Annotated in this window: 20 protein-coding genes; 4 read left to right on the plus strand and 16 right to left on the minus strand. The window is 39.0% G+C overall.

The genetic code is table 11. The annotated features are described in order from the left end of the window. Positions 1 to 5: 5 nt before the first annotated feature. The 15 genes from BTO23_RS07685 to BTO23_RS07755 are packed head-to-tail and all read right to left on the minus strand — an operon-like array spanning position 6 to position 13280. A complete protein-coding gene (locus BTO23_RS07685) occupies positions 6 to 476 on the minus strand; it encodes a hotdog family protein (protein ID WP_061001872.1) in 471 nt (156 codons plus the stop codon). After that, entirely contained in the window at positions 473 to 1663 is a 1191-nt protein-coding gene (locus BTO23_RS07690) for a beta-ketoacyl-[acyl-carrier-protein] synthase family protein (RefSeq protein WP_061013451.1), read from the minus strand. Before BTO23_RS07690 ends, BTO23_RS07685 begins: the two co-directional genes overlap by 4 nt. Before the next feature lie 34 nt (positions 1664 to 1697). Then, a complete protein-coding gene (locus BTO23_RS07695; RefSeq protein WP_105063308.1) occupies positions 1698 to 2297 on the minus strand; it encodes a DUF3261 domain-containing protein in 600 nt (199 codons plus the stop codon). Continuing rightward, a complete protein-coding gene (locus tag BTO23_RS07700) occupies positions 2297 to 4648 on the minus strand; it encodes an MMPL family transporter (protein WP_105063309.1) in 2352 nt (783 codons plus the stop codon). Before BTO23_RS07700 ends, BTO23_RS07695 begins: the two co-directional genes overlap by 1 nt. Beyond that, positions 4632 to 5252, minus strand: coding sequence for an outer membrane lipoprotein carrier protein LolA (locus BTO23_RS07705; RefSeq protein WP_105063310.1), 621 nt, complete (start codon positions 5250 to 5252; stop codon positions 4632 to 4634). The genes BTO23_RS07700 and BTO23_RS07705 overlap by 17 nt, the downstream gene beginning before the upstream one ends. After that, positions 5245 to 5703 carry an acyl-CoA thioesterase gene (locus BTO23_RS07710; protein WP_061013457.1) on the minus strand — a complete coding sequence of 153 codons (459 nt, stop codon included), beginning with the start codon at positions 5701 to 5703 and terminating at the stop codon, positions 5245 to 5247. Before BTO23_RS07710 ends, BTO23_RS07705 begins: the two co-directional genes overlap by 8 nt. Then, positions 5703 to 7238, minus strand: a complete 1536-nt coding sequence (locus BTO23_RS07715; RefSeq protein ID WP_105063311.1) for an HAL/PAL/TAL family ammonia-lyase — start codon at positions 7236 to 7238, stop codon at positions 5703 to 5705. Before BTO23_RS07715 ends, BTO23_RS07710 begins: the two co-directional genes overlap by 1 nt. After that, positions 7228 to 8919, minus strand: a complete 1692-nt coding sequence (locus BTO23_RS07720) for a glycosyltransferase family 2 protein (RefSeq protein ID WP_105063312.1) — start codon at positions 8917 to 8919, stop codon at positions 7228 to 7230. The genes BTO23_RS07715 and BTO23_RS07720 overlap by 11 nt, the downstream gene beginning before the upstream one ends. Continuing rightward, on the minus strand, positions 8919 to 9296 hold the full coding sequence (locus tag BTO23_RS07725) for an ApeI family dehydratase (RefSeq protein WP_060990467.1): 378 nt from the start codon (positions 9294 to 9296) through the stop codon (positions 8919 to 8921). Before BTO23_RS07725 ends, BTO23_RS07720 begins: the two co-directional genes overlap by 1 nt. Before the next feature lie 11 nt (positions 9297 to 9307). Further along, positions 9308 to 10696: an AMP-binding protein gene (locus BTO23_RS07730; RefSeq protein ID WP_170066705.1), complete on the minus strand. Its 1389-nt coding sequence runs from the start codon at positions 10694 to 10696 to the stop codon at positions 9308 to 9310. Next, positions 10672 to 11232 (minus strand): COG4648 family protein, encoded by a 561-nt coding sequence (locus tag BTO23_RS07735; RefSeq protein ID WP_061013465.1) that lies wholly within the window; start codon positions 11230 to 11232, stop codon positions 10672 to 10674. The genes BTO23_RS07730 and BTO23_RS07735 overlap by 25 nt, the downstream gene beginning before the upstream one ends. Continuing rightward, on the minus strand, positions 11232 to 11483 hold the full coding sequence (locus tag BTO23_RS07740; RefSeq protein WP_061028320.1) for an acyl carrier protein: 252 nt from the start codon (positions 11481 to 11483) through the stop codon (positions 11232 to 11234). The genes BTO23_RS07735 and BTO23_RS07740 overlap by 1 nt, the downstream gene beginning before the upstream one ends. 11 nt (positions 11484 to 11494) lie before the next feature. Further along, the gene (locus BTO23_RS07745; RefSeq protein ID WP_060990463.1) at positions 11495 to 11752 is read right to left on the minus strand and encodes a phosphopantetheine-binding protein; all 258 of its coding nucleotides are present in this window, start codon (positions 11750 to 11752) and stop codon (positions 11495 to 11497) included. Positions 11753 to 11759: 7 nt separating this feature from the next. Next, positions 11760 to 12557 (minus strand): lysophospholipid acyltransferase family protein, encoded by a 798-nt coding sequence (locus tag BTO23_RS07750; RefSeq protein ID WP_060990462.1) that lies wholly within the window; start codon positions 12555 to 12557, stop codon positions 11760 to 11762. Further along, positions 12558 to 13280 carry a beta-ketoacyl synthase chain length factor gene (locus tag BTO23_RS07755; protein ID WP_060990461.1) on the minus strand — a complete coding sequence of 241 codons (723 nt, stop codon included), beginning with the start codon at positions 13278 to 13280 and terminating at the stop codon, positions 12558 to 12560. It lies immediately after the preceding gene. A gap of 141 nt (positions 13281 to 13421) precedes the next feature. Between BTO23_RS07755 and BTO23_RS07760 the strand changes: the two genes are divergently transcribed. The 3 genes from BTO23_RS07760 (at position 13422) to BTO23_RS07770 (ending at position 16435) form a co-directional block, all read left to right on the plus strand. Beyond that, positions 13422 to 13997 carry a hypothetical protein gene (locus BTO23_RS07760; RefSeq protein WP_060990460.1) on the plus strand — a complete coding sequence of 192 codons (576 nt, stop codon included), beginning with the start codon at positions 13422 to 13424 and terminating at the stop codon, positions 13995 to 13997. 104 nt (positions 13998 to 14101) lie between these two features. Beyond that, the gene (locus BTO23_RS07765) at positions 14102 to 15169 is read left to right on the plus strand and encodes a methyltransferase (RefSeq protein WP_060990459.1); all 1068 of its coding nucleotides are present in this window, start codon (positions 14102 to 14104) and stop codon (positions 15167 to 15169) included. A 27-nt stretch (positions 15170 to 15196) separates the two neighbouring features. Further along, positions 15197 to 16435, plus strand: coding sequence for an NAD(P)/FAD-dependent oxidoreductase (locus tag BTO23_RS07770; RefSeq protein WP_060991803.1), 1239 nt, complete (start codon positions 15197 to 15199; stop codon positions 16433 to 16435). Positions 16436 to 16516: 81 nt separating this feature from the next. Here BTO23_RS07770 and BTO23_RS07775 read toward each other — a convergent pair whose 3' ends face one another. Further along, positions 16517 to 17113 (minus strand): VOC family protein, encoded by a 597-nt coding sequence (locus BTO23_RS07775; RefSeq protein ID WP_060990458.1) that lies wholly within the window; start codon positions 17111 to 17113, stop codon positions 16517 to 16519. Between the two features lie 184 nt (positions 17114 to 17297). Here BTO23_RS07775 and argS point away from each other — a divergent pair, with 184 nt between their 5' ends. Further along, the gene (argS, locus tag BTO23_RS07780; RefSeq protein WP_061001861.1) at positions 17298 to 19031 is read left to right on the plus strand and encodes an arginine--tRNA ligase; all 1734 of its coding nucleotides are present in this window, start codon (positions 17298 to 17300) and stop codon (positions 19029 to 19031) included. Positions 19032 to 19119 lie beyond the last annotated feature (88 nt).

Raw genomic sequence — 19119 nt, forward strand, 5'->3', positions numbered from 1 at the left:
TCCCTCTACTGCTCGTCTTGCTTAGGAGCTAAAAGCTCTTCTAATTTTTCTTCTGTTGGCACGAATACGTTTAATTGGCTTGATGCTATTTGTTGACCATTACATTCAATATAACAACTGAATACCGCCATGCCATTATTCTCTAAGATTTGCTCTGCAAAAATGTCGAGTGTGTCGCCTTGCTGAAATTCACTGCATTCCGCTTTATATTTTCGACTGCCAAGCAAAAAGCCTATTGGTGACTTATTGCCTTTTTTCCACGCATGATAGCCTGACCATCCAGCGATGGTTTGTGCCATAAACTCAATACCTACCCATGCAGGGATAGTGTTGGTTTCATGATTAAAAAATACGTTCTTATCACTAATGATAACTTGGCAATGAATAGATAGCTCTTGAACATCAATCAATTTATCGACTAATGCCAACGGCGTATCATGAGGTAAAAGGTCGATTAGGTCAGGAATAGTATTCATGATTGATATCCAAAAATTAAACTGATGTTGTTACCACCAAAAGCAAATGAATTACTGATGATTGCTTTCTTTTCTAATACTTGATTGGTCACTAGGTTAATGTCGGCAAGTTTACTGTCTTTTACACCGTCATTAATTTGTGCTGGCAAAGGTAAATTAAATTTTAGTATATGCCAGCAAATCGAGGCTTCAATAATACCAGCCGCCCCTAACGTGTGGCCAGTTAACGGCTTAGTTGAACTGATCGGTGTTTGAGATCCAAACACGGCATTAGCGGCTTTTGATTCCATCGCATCATTCAATGGAGTCGCTGTACCATGAGCATTAATGTAACCAATCTCAGACGCTTCAAGTCCTGCGTCTTTTAATGCTTTTTCCATCGCTTCAATAGCCCCTTTCCCTTCTGGATGAGGTGCCGATATATGATGTGCATCAGAGCTATCACCAGCGCCCAATAAAGCAATGGGATCATCGGAGTCTTTTTGCTCTGCGCTCAGTAGCATATACGCACTGGCTTCTCCGATATTAATCCCTTTACGATTCGGACTAAATGGTAAGCAAGAATCATTTGATAATGCTTCAAGGCTATTAAACCCATTGAGAGTGAGTTTACATAAGGAGTCTGTACCACCAACAATAACCGCATCAACAAAGCCTGATTTTAATAATCGTTTTGCGGATAAAAACACTCTACCGCTTGAAGAACATGCCGTTGAAATCGCGTACGTAGGGCCAGTTAGCTCTAAATACTCTGCGATAAATTCCGCAGGATTACCTAACTCTTGCTTGTGGTAATGATAGCCATCAGAAAACTCGCCAGTATTTAGCTTAGCACTTAGCGCCACTTCACCATCTGAGATCCCAGAAGTACTGGTCCCCACAACAACCGCAATACGATCAGCACCGTAGGTTGCTTTTGCCTTTTGGATTTGAGGCTCTATTTGTTGTAATGCTGAAAGCACTAATTGGTTATTTCGGGTATCAAATGCAGCTAAACGCGATGGGATTGTTGGCAACGAACCTTCGGCTTTACCGACAACGGTCGATTTACCATCATTTAACCACCCATCTTCAGCTATCATTGATGGTTTTTTATTTCCACTAAGAGACTGATGAATATCACTTATCTCTTTGCCTAATGCTGAATGCGAACCACAGGCATGAATATATACAGGAAATTCACTCATTTTATTTATCCATTATTTTTTGAGTTTACGCTTCTTATGAATGTGAAAACGTTTTAATTTTAATGACATAACCTAAATGAGGACTGGTTAAGAGAATATCACCATCAAACTTATTGGCTATTGAGTCATAACGAATATCTAAGACCGTTTTGCCTGATTCATCAACCAACACTCTATGATTATCGCTTTCACTCAGCTTCCAACCAATATTATCTAATGATGTTTGCCAAGCTTCCATCGGCCATAAAGTGATCATTACATTAAATAATACTTGTTCTGGTGGGGGTAATGTATCGGAAAGCCCTGCCATAACATACGTATCTAGAGTTAAACCATCATAATCTAAACTCAATAATCGAGAGCCCCACGAGGCAAACCCTGCAAGAACAAGGTCATTACCAGTCAATTGCAATTGAACAGGCAGTTGTTGTTTCTTACCTTGAAACTCTACTGAGATTAGTTGGCTCAATGATAAATCATTGCCATATTGTGCAGGCTGAGGAAGCGTAATAAATTTACCTTGAGCAACCTCTACTTGGTTAGCTTGCTTAATCGGTTTTGATGTACATCCCATGACGATAAACGACAAAATAAAGACGTTAAAATAACGAAGTATTAAACGCTGACTCATCATTATTTCTCTCTTCTATTATGTAAATGATACTGAGGTAACTGACTTAATGGTGCGAGTAGCCAAGCCACAATGATACCTGTTAATACAGTGATACCAAAACTGTGAATCGCTTGGGTTTCGCTTAATGCTAATAGCCCAAAAGAAAGAATTGTGGTTAGCGCTGATAATGAAATCGCTAATAAAGTGCTTTCTCTGTGTGAATGATCGCCTTGTTTATTCTGCTCTGCAAAGAAAAGGGTGTAATCGATCCCTATTCCCAATATCAACATCAAGGCTAATAAATTAAACAGATTTAGTGGTACTCCGGTTAATATCGTAACCGCAAGTCCTGCGCACCCAGCAATAAAGGGAGGTAATACAATTAAGAAAGCCTGTTTTACTTTATAACGAGGTAGCAACAATAAAAATATCGCAAGATACGCCATCAATAACAGTTCAGTTATTCGTTGTCGATATTGAGCAAATAAAGTCGAAATCTCTTCTGCTTTATTAAGATAAGTTGCTCCATTATTTTGAGCAAATTCACTTAACGCTGCGCTATCAACTTCTTGATTAAAGGTAATAACAGATGCGAATACATTATCAATTTTTCCAAGCCACAAGAAACCTACTGTCTCTGAGATTGGAGATGCTAAAAAACTCTCAATGGTCAGCGCATGATATGGCTGTAATTTAGCTAATGCTTGCTTTTGTTGTATTACTTTTTGATAAGTATTAGCTTGGCCTTGATATAAGCCGTTAACCAATTGGTAATTTGCTTGCTGTGTTTTTTGCGAAGGCACGTAGCGACTGATGGATTGAAATCCACCAAACCCCTGCTCTTGATCTAACTCATGTGAGATTGTTTCTAATTTCTGTAACAGCCCTTCTTCTGAGTTATCTCGAACCAATAATAATTGTTGAGAACCGCCTACACCTGTAATGCTTTTTATCTCTCGCTCTTGTTGCTGAAGTGCTTGTGGTAAGGCTTGAAGCTGACGAATATCATCATCGTACTTTGCTTGTGTTACCCCAAATACAGCGGCAACTAATAAGCTTAATGGCAAAACTAATCGCAACAAGGGTTGCTGCCATACAAGTAACCATTGGCTTAATGCTCGCTGAGCAGGAATTACATGATAGTTACTTGGTTTTCTTGCAAGTAACGGATACCAACACACGACTGTAAAGTAAGCGGCAGTTAACCCAATAGCTGAAAATAGTGATAATTGTTGTAAGCCTGGGAATGGTGCTATCAACATACCTAAATAACCAATCAAGCTTGTGATGAGCCCTAGGGTAATTGCTGGAAAGAGTTGTTTTATACCCTCTACTGAATTCCATTTTGTACCGGCATTCAAGCGATCAGTTAAGAAATGGAAAGCATAATCAATAGAGACGCCTATCAAGCTAGCACCGAATACCAAACTAAATAGGTGTATTGATCCAAACAAGGCAATAGTTAATACATAAGCGCAGAATAAACCTGTCGTTATAGATAATAAGGCAAGCGCTAATGGCATGGCACTTCGATACACAACAAGAACTAAAACAAGAATACCGATCAGAGAACCGAGTCCAATAGTACTAATCTCTCCTTTCGCACTTTCTGTACCATGAGCGGCATAAAAAATGACACCAGTATGCTGCACATCAATAGAAAATTGCTTCTGTATGCTTTGCTCTAATGCTGTTAAATCGGGCAATTGCTGCTGTAAAGAAAGTTGGTAAGATGAGCCAGCAAGATCTGCTGTGATCACAATGTATTTATGGTCATCAACCGTTGCTGTGAGATAACCATTTTCTATTTTAATATTGCCTGAGCTTTTTGTTAAACCCGACAAATAGTCTCTAAATAATAGGAATGGATCATTTTCTAATTCAACCCCCGTTACACCAGAGAAAGGATTATACAGTGCCTGTAATACCAATTGAACTTGTTGCTCTGGTGCAGAAGTTAATTGCTGCTGTTGTTTTTCAGTTAATAGCTGGGCGCGTGCAGGAAAATAATACTGTCCCCACGCTTGCTGCTGGTCTTTGCTTACTGTTGCTGTAACAGAATCAAATAAAGGCAATTCTTTTAAACCAAAACTAAATTGCTCAACGGCATTGATAAGTTTTTTATTGTCATTCTGCTTTTGACTAACAACAAACACCACTTTATCACTCATGGTATTTGCTATGGTGTCAAACGCTTGTTGAGCAACCTTATCTTGTTGATTATCAGGCAGTAGCGCTAATATATTGGTCTCAACAGGAAGAACGCCTTTTGTGTTAGCTTGATAAACAAATAGACCAACAAGTCCTAAAATTATCAATAACCAACTTAAAGCAAACTGTCGAGGCTTGAACCAGTTAGAAGGTAAATGCACGTAACTCTTCTTCTGTTAATGTCATAGGTTTGGTTGATTGCTTAGTAAAAAGCATTTCTGTTACGTCACCACGCACTTCAGTTAACACAACGCGATTCAAGTAAGTACCGCCTTCGATTTTGATCGATTTAAACACGCTATCAATCGGTGATGTAGTTGGTGTTAATAACAACGTCCATGCTTCTTTTTCGCCCGATAATGTTAAGGTGAAATTTTCTTTAATCGCGTCAGTATCGCCTTTAAATAACGAAAGGAATAATCGCGTAAAGTAGAATACCATTGGATTTTGAGTGTCATTCATCACTTGGGCTTCGCCATTTATTAACTGACGAAGTTTATTCTGCGTTAACGTTAGTGTAATAGGGAATGGCTTAGTTTGTTGCCACAATAGTCCTTGCTCATGATCTAACAAAAAAGACCCTGATGTTAATAACGGTTGACTAAACATCTGCATGGTTCTAACTTGTTGAAAATCGCCACGCACTAACGTTGACTGAGCGAGTTGTTGCTGTAAATCGTTTACATCAAAAGCAAAGCTATTCGCACTGAATAAAACGCTTAACGACAATAGCAAGATTGAGATGTATCGTTTGATACTATGCATTCTGGTAAGCCTCTACTTTATCGGTAAATGCCTTAGGTGATACAAAGCACATTTCGTCGTTTTCCATCTCAACAGCAACTTGCATTGTATGCCCTCTTGTCATTCTGACTCCAGATTCCGCATCATAAATAACATAATCTACACGCATACGATTTTCCCATTCGGTCAATGTTGCCACCACTCGAATAGTATGGTCATAACGTATAGATTTAGTGTATCGGACACCAACGTCAATGATTGGCCAGAGATAACCCGATTCAACCATATCGTTATAACTATATCCGATTTTTTTCAGCATCTCATGACGAGCGGTTTCGAAAAATCGGAAGTAGTTACCGTGGTAAATGATGCCCATTGGATCCGCATCTTGAAAAGCAGTTGTGATCAACACTTCTGAACTTAATACGTTCAACGTTGATGATCCATCAGTATTAATCACAGTGTCTGACATTAATATAGCGTCCAATGTTGTTGTTGAATTTTATTAATAAAATTACGTAAGTCTTGCTCTAATGGACGATCTTCATCTACAAAAGCAAATTCAGATAAAACCGCATCTCGCATGGTTTTTAGTTCAAGGCTCAGTTCGTTATCGCTCAATTCACCTTGTCTTTCACGCAATACTAACGCTTGAGTTGCCGCTAATAGAGAAGCCGACGTCACTTGCTCTGTTAACTGAAGAACACGCAAGCAATCGCGAGAAGCAATCGTACCCATGCTCACTTTATCTTGGTTATGGCATTCTGTTGAACGAGAGAATACGCTTGCTGGCATCGTGCCTTTAAGTGCTTCTGCTGTCCATGCTGAAATACCAATTTGAACCGCTTTAAAGCCATGATTAATTGGTTTACGAGCACCAGTTGCACCAGTTAGGTTAAATGGTAAGCCATTATTGAACTTATAATCCATTAACTGTGCCATTTGACGATCCAGCAAATCAGCAATGTTTGCCACTGCCGTTTTTAGCATGTCCATTGCCATAGCAATATGACCACCGTAAAAATGACCACCATGAAGAACGCGCTCATTATCGCCATCAATAATTGGATTATCGTTAGCGCTGTTTAGTTCGTTTTCAATCATCTGACGTAAGAACGGCAAGCTATCTTGAAGAACACCAATAACATGAGGAGCACAACGTAAAGAATAACGGTCTTGTAGACGGTCGCTGTTTCTTGGCGGCGTTTCATTGTGTAAATCTGAGCGTAACCATGATGCGATTTGTTGTTGACCTGGATGTGGCTTCACCGCAAATAATGCTTCATCAAAATGGAAGTCATTACCTTGCATACCAACAGAAACCATTGCTGTGATTTTAGTCGCCATTTGTGCTAAATATTCAGCACGTTTATACGCTAAACAGGCTAATGCCGTCATCACTGACGTACCGTTCATTAACGCTAAACCTTCTTTTGGTTTAAGTTTAATTGGTGTGATATTTAACTCTTTAAAAACATCAGCCGTTGCGCGAATTTCACCTTTATAGATAACTTCACGCTCACCAACAAGAGCTGCCGCAAGGTAAGAAAGCGGAGTTAAATCGCCACTTGCACCCACTGAACCTTCTTGAGGAATACGAGGTGAAATGCCATGATTAATCAGAGTAACAATTTGATTTAGCAAATCGTGAGTAACACCAGACACGCCTTGAGATAATGAGCATAAACGTGTTGCTAATACCGCACGTGATTGCTGCTCATCGAGATTATCACCTAAGCCACAACCATGAAAACGAGTTAAATGTAATGGCAGTTCATCGACTAAATCCATAGGAATCGCAACAGTACAAGAATCACCGTACCCTGTCGTTACACCGTAGATTACGCCTTCTTCTTTTAAAAGACGCTCTAAGAACTCAACACCACGGTCAATTTTAGCAGTAAATGCATCAGAGTTATTAAGTTGTGCATCAGCACCATTTGCAATATCAACAACGTCTTCAATCGTCAGACGTCCCTTACCAAATGTAATTGAATTAGTTGTCATCTTTCTTTCCAGTTAACTGCCAAAAATTAAAAAAGTTATACCATTGCGATGGGGCTTTCAGTGTGAAATGCTCCAAGCGTTGAGCATAATTCTGTACGACTTCTTGCAAAGCCTCTTCTCGCTTACCACGAGGTAAAATAATTTGTTCTGAAAACGGTTCAAAATACACATCAAAACGTGGCTCTTTTTGTGAATCATCACGTAGGCCAAACATAAGATAAACCGGTTGCTTTAAAATAGAAGCCAACATAAATGGCCCTTGTGGGAATGGCGCTGGTTTACCAAGAAAATCCGCCCAAACAACACGATCTTCTTTGGTAACTGAGGTGCGGTCACCCACAATAACAATCCACTCACCTGCATCTATTTTTTGTTGTAATAAAATAGCGGTATCAGGGCCCATTTTACTGACTTGAATCACATTAACCTCAGATTGAGGATTAACCGCTTTCATTACTGCATTAAAACGCTCTGCGTGCTCAGTAAACACCAAAGCATTAATTTTAAGATCTTTATGTCGACGACTCAGAGCACGACATAACTCTAAATTACCCAAATGGGAACCTAGCATTACGATGCCTTTTTCTCGTTTGGATAACGCTTCATAATGCTCAGTACCATGCACAACTAAATTCTTCTCAGAAAAATCGCCACGCCATGCTGCCAATTTATCTAACATGGTTTCACCAAATGAAACTAGGTGGCGATATGGAGATAATTTTTCAGGTAACGTAATATTTTTTACTCGTGCATAAGCATTTACTTGTTGAATAAAATCATCAGATGCTTGTTTTACAGGGCCACCACGTAAGTAGTAATACGCCATAACGGGTTTTAGCAGTAACGAGAAAACATGACGACCAAAAGTAGAATAAACCCACAACAGCACTTGCATTCCAAGAATAGTGCCACGCTCTGCATGAGACGACCAATGATCATCCTGTATTGGTTTTCGTTTTAATAATGATAGGATCCGCGGCAACATGCCAAAAAATAACTTCGTGTGCATCCAACTGATTTTGACGTTATCCCATAAAGCATCAAAATGAGAAATACCATCTTCAGGATAAATCACGCGAGTATTAATAAAACGGATATCCGTGTCATTCCAATACATACGAACCATGATCTCAGTATCGAAATCCATTCTTCGCCCCAAAACAGCACGCTCAAGAACGCTAATAGTTGGCCCTATTGGATAAGAACGAAAACCACACATACTGTCTTTAATCGCAAAAGAGAGCGTCTCTATCCATACCCAAACATGGGTGACATAGCGCCCATACAAGCGAGATTTAGGCACGCTTTCATCATAGATTGGTTGACCAGAGATCAACGCTGTGGGATGAGCTTGTGATTCTTGAATCAACTTAGGTAATGCTTCTAAATCATGTTGACCATCTGCATCAATTTGAATCGCATGACTAAAGCTTTGCTGATAAGCCGCTTCAATACCAGCAATAACCGCTCCGCCTTTACCCTGATTATTAGCCAATGTAATTAGGGTCACATCATCATACGATGCTGCAACATCCGCTAGAATTCTTTTTGTGTCAGCCTGACTGCCATCATCAACAATAAGCATTGGGTAGCCAAAAGTCATTAATGACTCAACAACCGCTGGTACCGTTGCTCCATGGTTATAGCAAGGAATAAGAAAACAAGGACGGAAAGTTGTCATTATTGTTGTCCTAATAAAATACGCCCAGAAGAGTGCTTACTTACAATATCTTCATGTTTAGAACTGAAAGAAAAATACAATTTCTCTTTATCTTTAACCCACTTTAATTCTAGCTCAACATAAGTATTCGGCAGGATTGGTTCTTGAAACTTCAAAACTTCCATCCCTTTAAAGACAGAATGTGCTTGTAAGTGTTGTTGGCCATAATAAATAGCCCAGTCCACCTGAGTCACACCTGGTAATAATGGGTGATTAGGAAAATGACCAGTAAAATCTAAAAGATCATCATCCACTCGCATAGAAATAATCACGCTGGATTGATTTTCATCTTGAACTGACATGTCAGTCGAAATAATTGTCGGTTTACGTTTTGTCATGAGTACTTCTTTTAATCATTAACGTCATTAAACAGCTGCTGTAGGTCATGCATTTGACGCTTACCTTGGCTGTTTAATGGAATGTCTTTAACGGCTCTAAAACGGCGAGGAATACCTACAGGTTCTAACCATTCTCTTAATTCAGAACGCAGTTTTAACCAGAACTTCCCTTTAGAACCTTTTTTGATTGATTCGTTCCCTGCTTGAGAAAGAACAATTACAGCGCCTAGCACAGTTCGTTTGGCTTCTTCCATTGGTATCACAGCAGCTTCATCAATCCATTCAAGCTGCATTAAACGTTTTTCTACTTCTGTTAGTGAAAGACGTTTTTCTTCAATCTTAATAACTCTATCTACACGCCCTTTTAGCATGAACTGATCATTATCTAATAAGTCACAATAATCACTGGTTGGATACCAGAGATGATCATCAATAAATGGAGATAAAAGCTCTAAGCAATGTTCAATGTTCAATCGTGCTTTATGGGAAGGGAAAAAAGTCCACAGTGATGTCGGCTCAACTTGTTGTCGATAGCCCACCCCGCCAGTTTCCGTACTTCCATACACTTCAAATGGACGTAAAGATAATTTCTGCTCGCTTTGGTTTGCACCTTCAATGGCTAACGGGCCACCTGAAGAAAATACCATTTGATAGCAATTGTAACCTTCATGATCAGCAAGACGTTTTAATAATGCAGGGCTACAAATTAGCGTTTTCTTATGATCTAGACGATGAGATAAAATTTGCTCAGGATAAGTAAAGTTACTACGACTAAATGCACGCCCTGCACATAATGGCCATAACACTCTAAATAATAAGCCGTAAATATGTTGATGGGAGACGGTGCTGTAGATTTCTGACGACCCGACTTGATTACCCCAAAGCGACTCTAATTGCTGAATTTCGTTATCCAATAATTGCAGCGTTTTCTCAATTGGCTTTGGCGTATCAGTAGAGCCTGATGTAAATAAAGTAAGGCAAACCTGATTCAATACTAATGGAGATAATGAAGCAGAAACATCATCAGTAATGTTTGAATACTTTATATGCCTTTCACATGGCATGACTTGAATAATGTCATCATGCAGTAGTGCATCAAAATGCTCAGATAATTCAGTTAATGCTGCAGGTTGATGATTACCAGGCAAAATGATGTGCTTGTTAGCATGAGCTAATGCAAGAAAAGAAACAGCAAACTGATAACTGTCATCAAAACACAATGCCCACTTAGTTTCTGATTGATGAGAAAGAAATGCACATACACGTTGAACGTCCGCTTGAAATGTTTGATAGCTAACATTGTTATGCTGCTCATCAAAACAGACAGCATGAGTCAGGGGACTTTGTAAGACTACATCAGAGAGAGATTGATAACTCATGCTTCTTTTCTCTTTATCCATTGACGAACTAACCATTCACTTATGAACAAGGTTCCAATCAGTAAATAGCTGATAAAACCGTTATACAACATCCATACTTTCATATCTAAAAAGCAAGTTGAGAGTGAAATTGAACCATTAATAACAAAAAATACACACCATACTTTTGTTACTGTGCGAGTATATGCAACACCACTAGGCGGAAGATCGGGTTCTTGAAGGCGAGCAAAGCGCTCTATCATGCTTTGTGGTTGAAATAAACTCCAACAAAAGACGATAAACATCACTACGTTGACAATCACAGGGTAAAAAGTAAACCACCCTTCAGAACGAAATATCCATCCCAGACCAGCCAGAATAAGCCCTGCTAATCCGCTAATCATTGCGATGTATTTAAGTTCTTTAATTGGGACCTGTTTGCCACCGACCATTCGCACTACAAACAACACCGCTAGCACGCCTGCTACTGTCGTAATTCCACCAAAATGGAGACCGTAGTAAACCGCTAGCGGATAAGCGAGCAGTGCAATGGCTGACAATACCGTCAGCCAACGCATTATTTTAGAAGCGCAGCGACAGAGTTAACTACGTCTTCAACAGTGCGAACTTCTTTAAATTCTTCTGGCTTAATTTTTTTACCAGTGACTTTTTGTAAGTGAACAACTAAGTCAACGGCATCAATACTGTCTAAATCAAGGTCAGTATACAGCTGAGCATCAAGGGTAATATCAGCCTCATCAATTTCAAATAATTCGACTAATGCCGTTGTTACTTGCTCTAATACTTGTTCTCTATTTACATCTGTCATGACTTACTCTCTTACGCTTTATTTTCAGTAATGTAAGCAGCCAAGTTTGCTACTGACGCAAAATGTTCACGAGTTTGAGTATCGTCAGCATCTAATACTAGGTTGTACTGCTTTTTAATTGCTAAACCCAATTCTAAGGCATCAATAGAATCTAAACCTAAACCGTCACCAAATAATGGCGCCTCTGTTTCAATATCATCCACAGAGATATCTTCTAGGTTAAGCGCTTCAATAATTAATTGTTTAATTTCGTTATGTAATACTTCCATCAATAACCTACTTATTTTCTTTTGATGTTTTAAATTCATTTTGTGGATACAAGGCTGTATCTAAAAATCGATTTACGTTTCGAGCCGCTGATGACGATGAATCAGCGTCTTCAATATATGGAGCAATCGCCACTTTATCTTTCACTTGTATATGAAAGAATGGGCGCACATCTGGAACTTGATACCATTTTGCTTCTTTAGTTAAGAAACTTGGCGTTACTGTGACATGAATAATGCGTAAATCACTTTCACTACGGACGGCTATTTGTGCCGCGCCACGCTGAAGTTTAGATTTAATACCAGGTGTTGTCCGAGTTCCTTCAGGAAAGACTAACAATACATTCCCTGAATTTAACTTATCTGAACACTCTTCTAAAAATGCTTCTGGTTCACGATTGGGAATATACCCCGCCGCTCTCACTATCCCGCGAATAAACGGATTATGCCATAGCGCCGCTTTTACAATGCAGTCACATTGCGGTAATTGTGAAGCAATTAAAACATAATCAATCAAGCTAGGGTGATTAGCGATAATTAAGCAGCTTTTATCATTTTTTAAAAGTTCAGCGCCGTCAAATTGATACCGAATAGCCCGACTATAATGCATGGTTTTGCAAAACAATAAGAAGCTACGTTGAATAATCAATTGCACACGCATTTCTCGCTGTTGCGCATTCTTTGCGGTAAACGTAAGCGTAGGAAAAATAATAAACGTTAAACACAACGCGCCAATACCAAAAAGAGAAAAGCAAAGCCCTGTTGCTACTATTCGCCAATATTTATCTATCCGTGAAAATACCGTCATTTATTTATTATAAGTCCATATCCATTGAGTTGATTGACTATTTACTTCCCATTGTTCATTTGATCCTACTAAGTTAGCAATACATTGCAACCCATGAGGTAAAACTTCGGGACTAACTGATGGTTTATTGCACCACTCAACTCTAATATCCTCTCCAGCGCTTAAAATCATCCCTAATGCATAGCCTTGATATCCTTTTTTCTCGAATATTTCATAGTGAGAAGGGAGTGGTTCATCAAAATCAACAACAAGAACACGATGGCTTGGATTGTCATATAAATAAGCAGATGCTTCGATTAATGCAGAATGAAACGTATTTTCTCCAGCAGCAATAGACGTCACTGGAATGGATTGTTTTGCGGTAATAGTAAATAAGCCAGCCGCGGTATTATGAACAGATTGAGAGAATGCCATTGGAGATGCGTCATTACCCGTTAAAATATCTTCTAATAATGCACTGGTTCTAGTGAGCTCACCATGACGACTGGCAAATACCAAATAATCAACATTTTGGTCTTCAATTAATAGCAAGGCCGTTTGAACCGCTAATTTACTTAGTGAACTCATTCTGCGTCGTGCCATTGCAGGAATTTTATCAACTGACGCTTTTTCACCTTCTGGCCAAGTGAAATTATTTTCTTGCCATTGTCGCCACGCCGCTTTGCTTTCTATGCCAGCTGAAATTGCGTGCCAATCGATAATATTAAAATTTGCGTATGCCATGATGCCCACTAATAGTAAAAACATTACATTTTGTAACTCTACTCGTATAGGATATATGAATTCAGTGACTTGGCGCAAATACAAAAACAGCAAGCCATTCTGTAAAAAAACATAAAAATAGATAATTAAAGGGTTTTAACAATGAAAATTTCAGCACCATTATTATTAACGAGTGGTTTATTGTTTTTATCTGGGTGTGCAAGTGTAATGACACTTAGTGATGCGACAACTGGCGAAGATTTATTACAAACAAACAAACAAGTTTATACTTTAGTTAATTTGCATCCAGATGCAACTCGCCTTAAGCTTTATTCGGTTAATTATCAGCAAGATGGCTTAATACCATTATGCACAAAAGTAGATATTATTAATGTTCAAAATAAGCGCCTTACGTTCAAAGTAGAAGGAACTAAAGAACAATACATCCTTGATAAACATCGCTCATCTCCTGATTTTGCGAAGTACCTAGGTCACTATTTTGGTACTGAATGTAATACCTCAAAAATTAAAAAACTCAGTGCATTAGATCAAACAGGGATTAAAGAAGGCATTGCTAAAAAAGGAATGACAAAAGAAGGTGTGGAATATGCGATAGGTTTTCCACCAGAACATAAAACACCAGATTTAAACAGTAACGAATGGCTATATTGGAAAAACCGATTTAATACATTCAAAGTCGAATTCAAAGATAATCGCGTTTCTAATATCATTGATTAATTGACTGTTCTTTATTTAATATCCGTGGTTTCTTGCTTTTGAACAAAGTTTCACTTTAAACCACTGATATGATCCATTCATCTTCTAATAATATGGTTAATTTCGTGACTCAATATAAAAATGACCCTTTCAATGCGCTAGAAGCTAAAACTGAAGCTCAAAAGCTTTCATTCGCCCCTATCGTTTTTCATACCGCTCGTACACTTAGAGATCTTGGTATTCTCGCAGCACTTGATAAAGCAGCAAGCCAAGGTTTAAACGCAAAACAATTAGTAGAAGACACTGGCGTGTCTGAATATGGCGTAAAAGTTTTACTTGATATGGCGTTAAGTGCTCATATCGTTACGTGGGATGAGCCTAACTATGTGTTAGCAAATTTAGGGCATTTTTTATTACACGATGGCATGACTAATGCGAACTTAGATTTTACGGCTGATGTTTGTTACGCTGCAATGATGCATCTAACTGAGGCAATTCAAGAAGGTACTCCTGCGGGTTTGAAAGAACTTGGAGACTGGCCAACCATTTATGAAGGCTTATCTCGATTACCTGAAAAAGCAAAAGAAAGCTGGTTTAAATTTGATCATTTCTATTCTGACCGTTCATTCCCTATTTTATTAGAAAAAGTATTAAGCAAAAAACCTAAGCGTCTTTTTGATATCGGTGGTAACACGGGTAAGTGGGCATTACAGTGCTGTAACTATGATAAAGATGTGAATGTCACTATTATTGACCTTCCACAACAAATCGAAATGGCATTAAAAAATGCAGAACAACAAGGCTTTGCTGAGCGCATAAATGGTTACCCAACTAATATGCTTGATAAAACACTGCCATTACCTCAAGGCGCTGACGTATGGTGGATGAGCCAGTTCTTAGATTGCTTTTCTCCTATGGAGATTTTAAGCATTTTAAAACGTGTTCGTGCAGCAATGTCTACTGATGCTAAAGTTTATATTCTTGAGTTATTCTGGGATGCTCAAAAATACGATGCTGCATCATACAGCCTAAATGCAACCTCGCTATACTTTACTTGTTTAGCAAACGGCAATAGTCGTTTCTATCGCTGTAGTGACTTCTTAGAGATCATCGAAGAGGCTGGTTTTGCTGTTGCTGAACAAACTAATGATATTGGTTTAGGTCATACGCTACTTGAGCTTAAAGCTAAATAGGAGCCATCTGTGCTATCAGAACAATCAATCAACGTAGAATCCACTCAGGTTGCTATTATTGGTGCAGGTCCATCTGGCTCTATTGCTGCAGCATTACTTAAAAAACACAATATTGACTGCATTATTTTAGAGAAATCTACGTTTCCTCGCTTTTCTATCGGTGAAAGTTTACTTCCAGCGTGCATGGAATCGATGAAAAACGCGGGTATGCTTGAAGCGGTAAACAACACCTCTTTTCAATATAAAAATGGGGCAGCATTCCATTTCAATGGTACGTTTACCTCATTTGATTTTACTGATAAGTTTTCAGAGGGTGCAGGAACGACATATCAAGTTCAACGTGGCAATTTCGATAAGGTATTGGCTGATAGCGCCCAAGAACAAGGGGTAGAGATTCGTTATCAACACGAAATTACCGATGTTGATGTTTCTCAAACTAAAGCATTACTTTCTGTTTTAGACTCTGATGGTAATCCTTATCAAGTTAAAGCTGACTTTGTATTAGATGCAAGTGGGTTTGGACGTGTATTACCAAAGCTACTAGATCTTGAAGAACCTTCTTGTCTTCCACCACGAAAAGCTATTTTCACTCATATCAATGACAATATTACTGACGTCAACTATGACAGAAATAAAATTCTTATCTCTGTACACCCCACGAATACACAAGTGTGGTATTGGTTAATTCCATTCAGTAATGGTACTTGCTCTTTTGGTGTCGTTGGTAAACCTGAATTTTTTGATCTTTATCCTGAAGATAATATTGAAGCGTTAAAACAATTAGCGACTGAAGACAGTAACCTGAAGCAATTACTCTCTGCGGCTGAATACCCAAATCCATCGGGTCAAATTATGGGCTACTCAGCGAATGTAACTAAGCTATTTGATCGTAATTTTGCTCTTTTAGGTAATGCTGGTGAATTTCTTGATCCTGTGTTTTCTTCTGGTGTAACCATTGCGATGAAATCAGCAGAATTAGCGGCAGAGTTATTGATTAAGCAATTCAATCACGAAGAGGTTAATTGGCAAATTGATTATTCAGACAAACTGATGAAGGGCGTAAATACGTTTCGTTGTTATGTTGAAGGGTGGTATGAAGGGACCTTCCAAAACGTCATCTTCCATAAAGATCCTAATCCCAAAATTAAACAAATGATCAGCGCTATTTTGGCGGGTTATGCATGGGATGAAGAGAATCCATTTGTCGCAGAGCCTGAACGTCGACTAAAAGTTATTGCTGAGCTATGTAAGCCATTGACTCAGTAATATCTGTATAGCTAAAAAAACCAAAAAAGGCATCCAAATTCTACATTGGGTGCCTTTTATATTTTTATATATCAAGCCGACTTATGCCTGTTCGCTCTCGATAACCGCTTTTAAACTGTGTGGATGCAATTTAATACACACGCCTTGATACTTAAAAGCTACGGTATAGTTTGCAACTCGTTCTGCCTCACCAGATGGACAACTCTGCTTTACTTTTACACCCAAAGACGTCAATTTTGACCACTTTTCTTTGAGTACTGGAAATATAGAAAATAAGTAAGTCAGAAATTCTTCCTGAGAATTAACATCGCATGGAATAACCCACTCTACATGCTCCCACCCTTGCTGAGGGTAAGATTTCTCCCCTGGATAAGGTAATTCTAAGCATTCAATAGACCAGCCATTGATATTTAGTGCTTCATTAAAGCCTAACGCGATTATTGGTCGACCATTAATCTCGTTATTTGACCATTCTTCAGATCGTTGCAACCACGTTTGATGAGCCGTTTCAGCCACGTCACGATCATTAATTCGCAAAGCAATATGATCCGCTTGGTAATCACTCAGATCTAATCCCAGCACATCAAGTAAGGTTTGAATGTTGTCCATAAAAGCAGGTAAGGCATTAATTAACTGCTGAGGCTCTAATTGTTGTTCTTTTAATAATAACGATGACATGAAAGCAACCTAACGATTGAAGAAGAGAAACCGAATTGTAGCAACCTCTTTACTTGATGTTTAGACTCTTAAGAAAAAATAGCAGAAACTATTAAATATCCCCTATTTTATTGCTATTATTAGCGACTATTTTGCTTTCCATGCAACAGCATTCCTGTTTAACAGCGATATGAAGGATAACTCTTTGAATATTCAATCACTTATTAACGACAAAGTTTCTCAAGCCTTAGAAGCAGCCGGCGCGCCAGCAGGCAGCCCTGCCGCAGTACGTCAATCTGCAAAAGCACAATTTGGTGACTACCAAGCTAACGGCGTAATGGGCGTAGCTAAGCGACTAGGTACAAACCCACGAGAATTTGCTCAGAAAGTACTGGATGTTTTGGATCTTGATGGCATCGCTAGCAAAACTGAAATTGCAGGCCCTGGCTTTATCAATATTTTCTTGTCTGAAGAATTTCTAGCAAAACAAGCAGAAGCAGCATTAGCTGATGAGCGCTTAGGTGTTGCTAAAGAACAACAACAAAACATCGTTGCCGATTACTCAGCACCAAACGTTGCAAAAGAAATGCACGTTGGTCACTTACGTTCAACCATCATTGGCGATGCTGTTGTTCGTACTCTTGAGTTTTTAGGCCACAACGTTACTCGTGCTAACCACATCGGTGACTGGGGTACTCAATTTGGTATGCTTATCGCAAACCTTGAGCGCATCCAAAAAGAGAAAGGCGAAGTTTCTATGGAGCTGTCTGATCTTGAAGGTTTCTACCGTGAATCTAAAAAACTGTATGACGAAGACGAAGAGTTTGCCGTAACTGCCCGTGGTTACGTAGTTAAACTTCAAGGCGGCGATGAGTTCTGCGCAGAGATGTGGAAGAAACTTGTTGACGTTACTATGGTTCAAAACCAACGCAACTACGATCGTCTAAACGTATCACTTACTCGTGATAACGTAATGGGCGAAAGCATGTATAACAGTATGCTTGCTCCAATCGTTGCTGATCTTCAAAAACAAGGTCTAGCAGTTGAGAGTGATGGCGCTCAAGTTGTTTACCTTGACGAATATAAGAACAAAGATGGCGAGCCAATGGGCGTTATCGTTCAAAAACGTGATGGTGGCTTCCTTTACACAACAACAGATATCGCTTGTGCTAAATACCGTTTCGAAGAATTGAATGCTGATCGCGTTCTTTACTTCATCGACTCACGTCAACACCAACACCTAATGCAAGCATGGACTATCGTTCGTAAAGCAGGTTATGTTCCTGAGAGCGTATCTTTAGAACACCACGCGTTTGGTATGATGCTAGGTAAAGATGGTCGTCCATTTAAAACTCGTGCCGGTGGTACCGTTCGTCTGGCTGATCTTCTTGATGAAGCAGAACAACGCGCAACAACACTAATCGAAGAGAAAAATAAAGACCTATCAGCAGAAGAAAAAGCGAAGATTGCTACTACGGTTGCAATGGCTGCGGTTAAGTATTCTGATCTTTCTAAACACCGTACGACAGATTACATCTTCGATTGGGATAACATGCTTGCATTTGAAGGCAACACTGCGCCTTACATGCAATATGCTTACACTCGTGTCGCTTCTATCTTCAGCAAAGCTGGCTTGTCTATGGATGAGTTAACTGGTGAAGTTAAGATCACTGATGAAAAAGAAAAAGCACTTGTTTCTAAATTAATGCAATTTGAAGAGGCAGTTCAAGCAGTGGCAAGTGAAGGTCAACCTCACTTAATGTGTGCTTACCTATTTGAACTTGCTGGTCAGTTCTCTAGCTTCTACGAAGCATGCCCTATCCTCAACAACGAAGACGAAGCTGTTAAACAAAGCCGCTTGAAACTAGCTGCATTAACAGCTAAAACGATCAAGCAAGGTCTAGACTTATTAGGTATTGAAACGCTAGAGCGTATGTAATTCCTTATTTTAATACGCTGGGTATTTGTATATTCAGAGTATTGATAAAAGAAGATCAAAAAAGGAGCTAATTTTAGCTCCTTTTTTA

Source organism: Aliivibrio sifiae, assembly GCF_002954715.1.
Taxonomy (GTDB): Bacteria; Pseudomonadota; Gammaproteobacteria; order Enterobacterales; family Vibrionaceae; genus Aliivibrio; species Aliivibrio sifiae.

Coding starts and splice junctions, on each gene's coding strand:
- BTO23_RS07685 (WP_061001872.1), bottom strand. CDS start 476: ATGAATACTATTCCTGACCTAATCGACCTTTTACCTCATGATACGCCG.
- BTO23_RS07690 (WP_061013451.1), bottom strand. CDS start 1,663: ATGAGTGAATTTCCTGTATATATTCATGCCTGTGGTTCGCATTCAGCA.
- BTO23_RS07695 (WP_105063308.1), bottom strand. CDS start 2,297: ATGATGAGTCAGCGTTTAATACTTCGTTATTTTAACGTCTTTATTTTG.
- BTO23_RS07705 (WP_105063310.1), bottom strand. CDS start 5,252: ATGCATAGTATCAAACGATACATCTCAATCTTGCTATTGTCGTTAAGC.
- BTO23_RS07710 (WP_061013457.1), bottom strand. CDS start 5,703: ATGTCAGACACTGTGATTAATACTGATGGATCATCAACGTTGAACGTA.
- BTO23_RS07715 (WP_105063311.1), bottom strand. CDS start 7,238: ATGACAACTAATTCAATTACATTTGGTAAGGGACGTCTGACGATTGAA.
- BTO23_RS07720 (WP_105063312.1), bottom strand. CDS start 8,919: ATGACAACTTTCCGTCCTTGTTTTCTTATTCCTTGCTATAACCATGGA.
- BTO23_RS07725 (WP_060990467.1), bottom strand. CDS start 9,296: ATGACAAAACGTAAACCGACAATTATTTCGACTGACATGTCAGTTCAA.
- BTO23_RS07730 (WP_170066705.1), bottom strand. CDS start 10,696: ATGGATAAAGAGAAAAGAAGCATGAGTTATCAATCTCTCTCTGATGTA.
- BTO23_RS07735 (WP_061013465.1), bottom strand. CDS start 11,232: ATGCGTTGGCTGACGGTATTGTCAGCCATTGCACTGCTCGCTTATCCG.
- BTO23_RS07740 (WP_061028320.1), bottom strand. CDS start 11,483: ATGACAGATGTAAATAGAGAACAAGTATTAGAGCAAGTAACAACGGCA.
- BTO23_RS07745 (WP_060990463.1), bottom strand. CDS start 11,752: ATGGAAGTATTACATAACGAAATTAAACAATTAATTATTGAAGCGCTT.
- BTO23_RS07750 (WP_060990462.1), bottom strand. CDS start 12,557: ATGACGGTATTTTCACGGATAGATAAATATTGGCGAATAGTAGCAACA.
- BTO23_RS07755 (WP_060990461.1), bottom strand. CDS start 13,280: ATGGCATACGCAAATTTTAATATTATCGATTGGCACGCAATTTCAGCT.
- BTO23_RS07760 (WP_060990460.1), top strand. CDS start 13,422: ATGAAAATTTCAGCACCATTATTATTAACGAGTGGTTTATTGTTTTTA.
- BTO23_RS07775 (WP_060990458.1), bottom strand. CDS start 17,113: ATGTCATCGTTATTATTAAAAGAACAACAATTAGAGCCTCAGCAGTTA.